General features: G+C 45.1%; 11 protein-coding genes. All 11 read left to right on the top strand.

All coding sequences use genetic code 11. The features are described 5' to 3' along the window. The coding region (locus tag P618_RS08130; RefSeq protein WP_040458116.1) for a hypothetical protein at nucleotides 1–256 on the top strand (256 nt) is incomplete at its 5' end. Then, nucleotides 192–686 (top strand): hypothetical protein, encoded by a 495-nt coding sequence (locus tag P618_RS00775; RefSeq protein WP_239638249.1) that lies wholly within the window; start codon nucleotides 192–194, stop codon nucleotides 684–686. The genes P618_RS08130 and P618_RS00775, both read left to right, overlap by 65 nt. A 24-nt stretch (nucleotides 687–710) precedes the next feature. Continuing rightward, nucleotides 711–1,187 carry a hypothetical protein gene (locus P618_RS00770; RefSeq protein ID WP_024160996.1) on the top strand — a complete coding sequence of 159 codons (477 nt, stop codon included), beginning with the start codon at nucleotides 711–713 and terminating at the stop codon, nucleotides 1,185–1,187. 20 nt (nucleotides 1,188–1,207) lie between these two features. Further along, nucleotides 1,208–1,516, top strand: coding sequence for a hypothetical protein (locus P618_RS00765; protein WP_040458112.1), 309 nt, complete (start codon nucleotides 1,208–1,210; stop codon nucleotides 1,514–1,516). Nucleotides 1,517–1,550: 34 nt separating this feature from the next. Continuing rightward, nucleotides 1,551–3,278 (top strand): hypothetical protein, encoded by a 1,728-nt coding sequence (locus P618_RS00760; RefSeq protein ID WP_024160994.1) that lies wholly within the window; start codon nucleotides 1,551–1,553, stop codon nucleotides 3,276–3,278. Beyond that, nucleotides 3,275–3,451 carry a hypothetical protein gene (locus P618_RS07615; RefSeq protein WP_021827071.1) on the top strand — a complete coding sequence of 59 codons (177 nt, stop codon included), beginning with the start codon at nucleotides 3,275–3,277 and terminating at the stop codon, nucleotides 3,449–3,451. The genes P618_RS00760 and P618_RS07615 overlap by 4 nt, the downstream gene beginning before the upstream one ends. 108 nt (nucleotides 3,452–3,559) lie before the next feature. Then, on the top strand, nucleotides 3,560–4,255 hold the full coding sequence (locus tag P618_RS00755) for a hypothetical protein (protein WP_021827069.1): 696 nt from the start codon (nucleotides 3,560–3,562) through the stop codon (nucleotides 4,253–4,255). Next, nucleotides 4,245–5,966 carry a hypothetical protein gene (locus P618_RS00750; protein WP_024160992.1) on the top strand — a complete coding sequence of 574 codons (1,722 nt, stop codon included), beginning with the start codon at nucleotides 4,245–4,247 and terminating at the stop codon, nucleotides 5,964–5,966. The genes P618_RS00755 and P618_RS00750 overlap by 11 nt, the downstream gene beginning before the upstream one ends. After that, nucleotides 5,960–6,487 (top strand): hypothetical protein, encoded by a 528-nt coding sequence (locus tag P618_RS07610; protein WP_024160991.1) that lies wholly within the window; start codon nucleotides 5,960–5,962, stop codon nucleotides 6,485–6,487. The genes P618_RS00750 and P618_RS07610 overlap by 7 nt, the downstream gene beginning before the upstream one ends. Continuing rightward, nucleotides 6,484–7,155: a hypothetical protein gene (locus P618_RS00740; protein WP_021827067.1), complete on the top strand. Its 672-nt coding sequence runs from the start codon at nucleotides 6,484–6,486 to the stop codon at nucleotides 7,153–7,155. Before P618_RS07610 ends, P618_RS00740 begins: the two co-directional genes overlap by 4 nt. Then, nucleotides 7,152–7,686 (top strand): hypothetical protein (locus P618_RS00735; protein ID WP_040458110.1); only part of this gene is annotated, 535 nt, incomplete at its 3' end. The genes P618_RS00740 and P618_RS00735, both read left to right, overlap by 4 nt.

The raw sequence follows: 7,686 nt of genomic DNA, 5'->3' as shown, positions 1-7,686 counted from the left end.
CGCAAAGGGTAGGGCGGTTGTAAAAACCGCTCAAAAAAAGGCTTCAGGGCAAGATCCGATGCTGCAAAAAAGCCACAATCAAAATTCCCAAAGGAACGATCAAAAGCCAGATTTTAAACGAAAAATTAATCCGGATAACCCTCCGGCTGAACGTACACAGGCTCCAAAAGGCCTTGGCGGACAAGGTGGAATTGGAAAAAAATCCTTTGTCTATTCAGGAATCAGAGCAAATTGCTCAATATTTTCAAGAATATAAGGATCAGAAATTTGTGATGGGAACGTATAAAGATTTAAAAAAAATAGGTGAGGCTCGAAACGAAAAATTTCAACATCTAAAAGGGGGAATCAATGGTAAAACAGAATTTACGGTTCGTCACCACGTGGGCACGCAAGCTAACAACCGTCACTTTATTGCTCACGATATTCATCCTGATGCTGGGGTTTCTATTTTAATTCCAAAAATTTGGCATGAATCTTTTGTGCATACTGCTAACAACTATAAATTCAATAATCTTCGAGAAGCATTGTTCTGGTCTATTCGCGATTTGCGAAATTGTGCGCTGCGAATTTCTGACCCAGTTTTGCAAAATGAGGTGCGTCAAGACCTGAATACAGCACTTTTAGAGGTGATTCGATTAAATAAGGTACATTTTTCAGAATATTTTCAGAAAAATTTAACGAAATAGGAGTTTAACGAAATAGGAGAAAAAATGGAAATTAATGAAATCGGTTTAAAGATAAATTATGAATGCCTTCAAGACATTATGGATGAAATTTTTAATTTTGAAGACCAATACGGAAGAGATGGAGGTGGTGCTATGGGAGGTCTTGCATCAAAATATTGGATGGAATTTCTACCAAAATTTGCAGTTAAAAAAGATCTGCTAAAGGCGCTAGATCGTTATTTTAACATGTGGGACTTAGGAGAACGAGGAGTTGATTACCTAGAAAAGATCGGAGAATTTTTTGAATACGAACGTGCTTCCTGGTGTTTTTATTACTTATTTATGACTTTAGAATACTTGGAAGATCCTTCGTTTATTCCATCAGTTATGAAATATTTTCCCGATGAATGGTATATGGAGGGTATGTGGTCGCAACCTATGGTTGGCGTTATTACGGCTCGTTGGCCAGATTATGTTCCTTGGCTAATGCGATCTTTGCATCTACTTCCCTCTAAGTGTTGAATTATGTAGCAAGTGATTTTATGTTTAAAATGATTTTTAAAACATTTTATCGTATTACACCTGATGAATTCCCAAAGCTTCATGTTGTGGACGCGTTACATTTAGGGAACCGAATTATGATAAAAAATCTAGTGGAAAAAGAAATTTCGGAATGGAAAGATTCGTTAAAAAAAGCTCAGGAAAAGCTTCAGAAAGTTTCACGTGAACAAAATAATCAGTTTGCTCAAGAAGACGTTAATTCTGCCAAAGAATCTTTAGCTTGCGCCGAATATGTTTTGGGCCAGCTGTTATTGCTGCCTGAAGAGGTTGTGGGGATAGGTCATCGATAAGCGTTGCGGCCATATTGAGGGCTCGGGGAGCATCATGGCTCGCGCTCTCCAGCACCGCCCAGGCGTTAATACTTTTCTGGAGTCCTCTACTTCCGCCTATCTTCAAGAAACCCGCCAGAGCTCGGCTCCGGTGCCGGGGTCTTTGCGTGGAGATTTGAAGGTGAGCATGGGTCAAGGGTCCTTCCAGGCTACTGAATTTAGATCCGGGGTGAGCTTGAGGGCGGCGGAAAAGCTTCAATTGCTGGCCGCTCCAGTGCAAGATAGCTATCACAAGACTCAGGTTCTGAAAAAGAACATCGCTCGAGTCAAGACCCAAAGCCTTGCTGGGCAAGGAATGAGCTACCGAAACTGCGACGTGCATGGAGTGCTTAGAGTAGACACGCCGCTGTTGGAGATGTCAGCTCAAGGCTCTCCTCCGGCTTTAGAAATTGCTCCACGAGAGTCTTTTTGCCAGGTCCTTCAGGTTCTAGAGCCTTGCACTCAAGAAGAAAAATATATAAGCACTCAGTTTAAGCCCGCCTTTAAGGCTGTCCTTGGCGTGGGCATCACGGCTCTGTCTGCGGTGCTGGCGCCTCCTTTGGTGGGGTCAGTGATTGCGGCCTCCGGTCATGCCTTCATCCAGAACTCAGGCCTGGAGTGCCTGGCTGATCACAGACACATTCGCTTTCGAGAAATGTTAAAAGACGCAGGTAAAAGTCTTGCAGTGTCTGGAGCGAGCCTGGCTTTGGGAGAAATTCTCCCCGACCACCGCGCCATCCATGCCGTTAAAAACACCGCTTTGAACTGTGCTGTTTATCAGGCCGATCCTCTTAAAGCTCTTGCGGGACAAGGCCTGGTACAAGTTTCTGGATTCCTAGCTGGGCAAATCGGGCTGGAGTATCAAAGCAAGGAAATCAACTTTCTAGAGCACAAATTGCTCCACGGAGCGCTTTCTTTGGCCTCTACACTGAGCCTACAAGCTATAAATTCCGGCAATCTGGACTGGAGCAAGGCCTTTTTAGCCGCCGGCACTACCATGGCAGCCGAAGCGGGCGCAGAACTGGTCATGGAAAACGTCAAGCAATTTTTGCCAAAACAGCTCCCTCAAGAGCCTTGGAGCGACTATGTTGCACGGTGTCAAGAGGCAGGCTTAGAGCTGGGCCGGCGAACTCAAGCCTGTATAAGAGTGCTGACAGCGGCAGGTTTGTGCTTGGCGGGCAAGGATTCCGGCGATATCACCGCCTGCGATACCGCATCTGCAAACGCACTAGAGCACAATTTTTTGGCCAGCATCCCGGCCATCGTTTTGGATGTGGTTCAAGGCGCCAAAGATATCAAAGAGAACCTTGAGGCAGGAAATTACTGGACGGCTGGAGGGCATGCAGCGCTGACAGCAGGGTCTGTGGCACTGGATCTGGCCTCGTCAGGCCTTGGCACACAAGGTCTAAAGGCCGGAGCGCGAGCAGCAAAAGCCGGAGTGCACTTTGCCAAAAAAGCGTTTTCAAAAGAGCAAAAGGGCCAGAACACCTTAATGAAAACCGGCGAAAAAACGGGCGGCGGTACGGAACAACTCAAGGGCACACAAAAACGTAAAGATCCCGACATGACGCCGGAAGAAATGCGAAAATATTTTGAGCAGTATAAGGATGATCCAGTTCCGGTGGGGGAGTATTGGGAGCCAGATATGAAAAAAATTGTCCAAAAGAGAACTCAGAAACCGGTATTAAATTTGAGCAGCACCACGTGTGGCCCGTTGCTCAGTCAAAGGAAATCATTAAAGTGACAGAACGTAAATATAAAAATAATGTAGTAATTCCGTTACCATTAAAAATACATCAAGGAAATGGATTGAAATTATTACATAAAAGAAATAAAAATTCTAAACCTCAACATCCCAGAGAATCTTTGTTGCAAGGCATCCAAGATACACGAAAGGTTATTGGAGGCCGGATGTGATCGCACAAAAACAAATGAAGCCTGTTTGCAAGCACTTAGAAAAATAAAATCAGATAACCCAGGGGGATTTGATGGAAAAATTCCTCCTAAATCTAAAGGAGATTCAAAATGACTAAAGCTGAAATTTATCAAGAAATTCGAAATGGTGCACCGATGTACTATGGTGAGGCTCCAGAGCTGTTAGAAGCTTTGGAAGAATTGGAAAATCAAGAATTATTGGAAGATTTGGATGCATTATATCAAGAATGGAGTTCTCTTCCAAAATTGTATTGCACAGATGATGAAAACGAGCTTAAGCATATTGAAGAATGCGAAGCGTTATTTAGCTTCTTAACTGAGGCTATTTTTAATCATGGAGATCCTTCTGTTATTCCTCATTTATTAAAATACGTTCCATCTGATGATGACGATAAAGATTCGGTGTTTATGGAAGATTATTCGAGTGAACAAATTTGTAACGGAATTTGTAGTGCCCGCTATTTTGGGGAATCTTACATTCCTGTGCTATTGAGTTGCATTCATGAACTAGTTCCTCGAGCGATGGGCGCTGCAAGGTGGTTTTTTTACAGTATGTTGTATGATAATTTTGAAAATTTTTTAAACAATCAGCCTTTAGTTAAAAATTTGCGTATGGTTCAAAAAGATTTATTTAAAGAAATACTTCAGAGTTGTATTCAAGAAATTACAGAAAAATTTCAAAAATCTAAAAAGGAAGCGAATATAAAATCGATAAAAAGTTCTCAAGAAGATCTAGAGCGCATTGAACGTGTTCATCAAGAATTTTTAAAGATTTGTGAGCAGTGAGTTGGGTTTTATTGACTTGGGCCTGTCCACTCAGATTCAAGAGCGCCTGGTCAAGCCCGGAAAGAAATCCGATGAGGTGTATTGCGGAGCCTCGAGCATTTTTCATGGCTCGAATATTCGCGCTGGGCACATGGATATTCGCGCTCAAAGCTTTGCCAGCCAAGGATGCCATATTGAGGGCTCGGGGAGCATCACGGCTCGCGCTCTTCAGCACCGCCCGGGCGTTAATACTTTTCTGGAATCTTCTACTTCCCCCTATCTTCAAGAAACCCGCCAGAGCTCGGCTCCGGTGCCGGGGTCCTTGTGTGGAGACTTGAAGGTGAACATGGGTCAAGGGTCCTTCCAGGCTACTGAATTTAGATCCGGCGTGAGCTTGAGGGCGGCGGAAAAGCTTCAATTGTTGGCCGCTCCAGTGCAAGATAGCTATCACAAGACTCAGGTTCTAAAAAAGAACATCGCTCGAGTCAAGACCCAAAGCCTTGCTGGTCAAGGGCTGAGCTACCGAAACTGCGGCGTGCATGGAGTGCTTAGAGTAGATACGCCGCTGTTGGAGATGTCAGCTCAAGGGGCTCCTCCGGCTTTAGAAATTGCTCCACGAGAGTCCTTTTGCCAGGTCCTTCAGGTTCTAGAGCCTTGCACTCAAGAAGAAAAATATATAAGCACTCAGTTTAAGCCCGCCTTTAAGGCTGTCCTTGGCGTGGGCATCACGGCTTTGTCTGCGGTGCTGGCGCCTCCTTTGGTGGGGTCAGTGATTGCGGCCTCTGGTCATGCCTTTATCCAGAACTCAGGTCTGGAGTGCCTGGCTGATCACAGGCACATCCAGTTTAAAGCGATGCTGAAGGATGTGGGTAAAAGTCTTGCAGTGTCTGGAGCGGGCCTAGCTTTGGGGCAGGTTTTGCCCGATCACCGAGCCATCCATGCCGTTAAAAACACCGCTTTGAACTGTGCCGTCTATCAGGCCGATCCTCTTAAAGCCCTTGCGGGACAAGGCCTGGTACAAGTTTCTGGATTCCTGGCCGGGCAAATCGGGCTGGAATATCAAAGCAAGGAAATCAACTTTCTAGAGCACAAATTGCTCCACGGAGCGCTCTCTTTGGCTTCTACGCTGAGCCTACAAGCTATAAATTCCGGCCATCTGGACTGGAGCAAGGCCTTTTTAGCTGCTGGAGCCACCATGGCAGCCGAGTCGGGCGCAGAACTGGTCATGGAAAACGTCAAGCAATTTTTGCCAAAACAGCTCCCTCAAGAGCCATGGTCCGACTATGTTGCCCGATGTCAAGAGGCGGGCTTAGAGCTGGGACGGCGAACTCAAGCCTGTATAAGAGTGCTGACAGCGACTGGTTTGTGCTTGGCGGGCAAGGATTCCGGAGATATCACCGCCTGCGATACCGCGTCTGCAAACGCATTAGAGCACAATTTTTTGGCCAGCATTCCGGCTATCGTTTTGGATGTGGTTCAAGGCGCCAAAGATATCAAAGAGAACCTTGAGGCGGGAAATTACTGGACGGCTGGAGGGCATGCAGCGCTGACAGCAGGGTCTGTGGCACTGGATCTGGCCTCGTCAGGCCTTGGCACACAAGGTCTAAAGGCCGGAGCGCGAGCAGCAAAAGCCGGAGTGCGCCTGGCAAAAAAAGCTTTTTCAAAAGAGCAAAAGGGCCCGAACACCTTGATGAAAACCGGCGTAAAACGGGCGGCGAAAAAGGGATGTTGAGCGGCGGCGCGGAACAACTCAAGGGCACACAAAAACGTAAAGATCCCGACATGACGCCGGAAGAAATGCGAAGGTATTTTGAGCAGTATAAGGATGATCCGGTGCCAGTGGGGGAGTATTGGAGAGATGAGATGAAGGATATTATCGGAAAAAGAGCTCAAGAAACCGGACTACCCTTTGAGCAGCACCATGTGTGGCCTGTGGCTCAAGCAGAAGAAATTTTTAAAGTGACGGGACGAAAGTATAAAAATAATACAGTCGTTCCATTACCAAGAAAAATTCATCAGGCTGAGGTTCGTAAATTAATCCACAAAAGAAATGAGCAAAAACCTAAGCCGCAACATCCCAGAGAATCTTTGTTGCAAGGCATTCAAGACACACGAAATGGTCTATTGGAGGCCGGATGTGACCGAGAAAAAGTTAACGAAGCATGCTTAAAAGCGCTTAGAAAAATAAAATCAGATAACCCAGGGGGATTTGATGGAAAAATTCCTCCAAAATCTAAAGGAGATTCAAAATGACTAAAGCTGAAATTTATCAAGAAATTCGAAATATTTCTCCCACATGGTCTGGAGAAGCACAAGAATTAGTAGAAAATTTGGAAGAATTTGAAAATGATGAATTATTGCAAGACTTAGATGATGTGTATCAAGAATGGAGCAGAAAAGAAAATGACGATTCCGTTCAACAATGCGTATCTTTGTTTGATGTAATTCTTCAGGCCATATTTAATCATGGTGATCCATCTGTCATTCCACATTTATTAAAATACGTTCCTTCAGATGATTACTATGAAGACGCAGTTGTGATGGAAGATTATTCAAGTGAGCCATTGTGCAATGGGATCGTTGATGCAAATTATTTTGGTGAAGCTTATATTCCAGTACTTTTGAGTTGTATTCATGAACTAGTTCCAAGAGCGATGAGTGCTGCAAAATGGTTTTTTTATTGGATGAGGGATGATAATTTTGATCATTTTTCTGAGAATCAGACCTTAATTAATAATCTTTATTTAGCTAAAAAAGAGCCCTTTATAAAAATTTTAAATTATACTATTCAAGAAACTACAGAAGACTTAGAAAAAATTAAGAAAGACGGAAAGCAAGAAACTATTGAGGTGCTGAACAAAGCATTGAATCGTTCCGAAATCGTACGACAGGCATTCTTAAAGCTTCACGCAGACGTGTGAGGAATATTTTTGTTGGCTTTCGGGCCGGGCATATGGATATTCGCGCTCAAAGCTTTGCCAGCCAAGGATGCCATATTACAGGATCAGGGAGCATCACGGCTCGCGCTCTCCAGCACCGCTCGGGCGTTAATACTTTTCTGGAGTCCTCTACTTCCCCCTATCTTCAAGAAACCCGGCAGAGCTCGGCTCCGGTGCCGGGGTCCTTTTGCGGAGACTTGAAGGTGAGCATCGTGCAAGGGGCCTTCCAGGCTACTGAATTTATTGACGGCGTGAGCTTGAGGGCGGCGGAAAAGCTCCAATTGCTGGCCGCTCCAGTGCAAGACAGCTATCACAAGACTCAGGTGTTGAAAAAGAATATTGTTCGAGTCAAGACCCAAAGCCTTGCTGGGCAAGGGCTGAGCTATCGAAACTGCGGCGTGCATGGAGTGCTTAGAGTAGACACGCCGCTGTTGGAGATGTCAGCTCAAGGGGCTCCTCCGGCTTTAGAAATTGCTCCACGAGAGTCCTTTTGCCAGGTCCTTCAGGTTCTAG

This window comes from Holospora obtusa F1 (assembly GCF_000469665.2).
Classification (GTDB): domain Bacteria; phylum Pseudomonadota; class Alphaproteobacteria; order Holosporales; family Holosporaceae; genus Holospora; species Holospora obtusa.
Note: the sequence above shows the minus strand (reverse complement) of the source record. Positions and strands in the feature narration are given on the sequence as shown.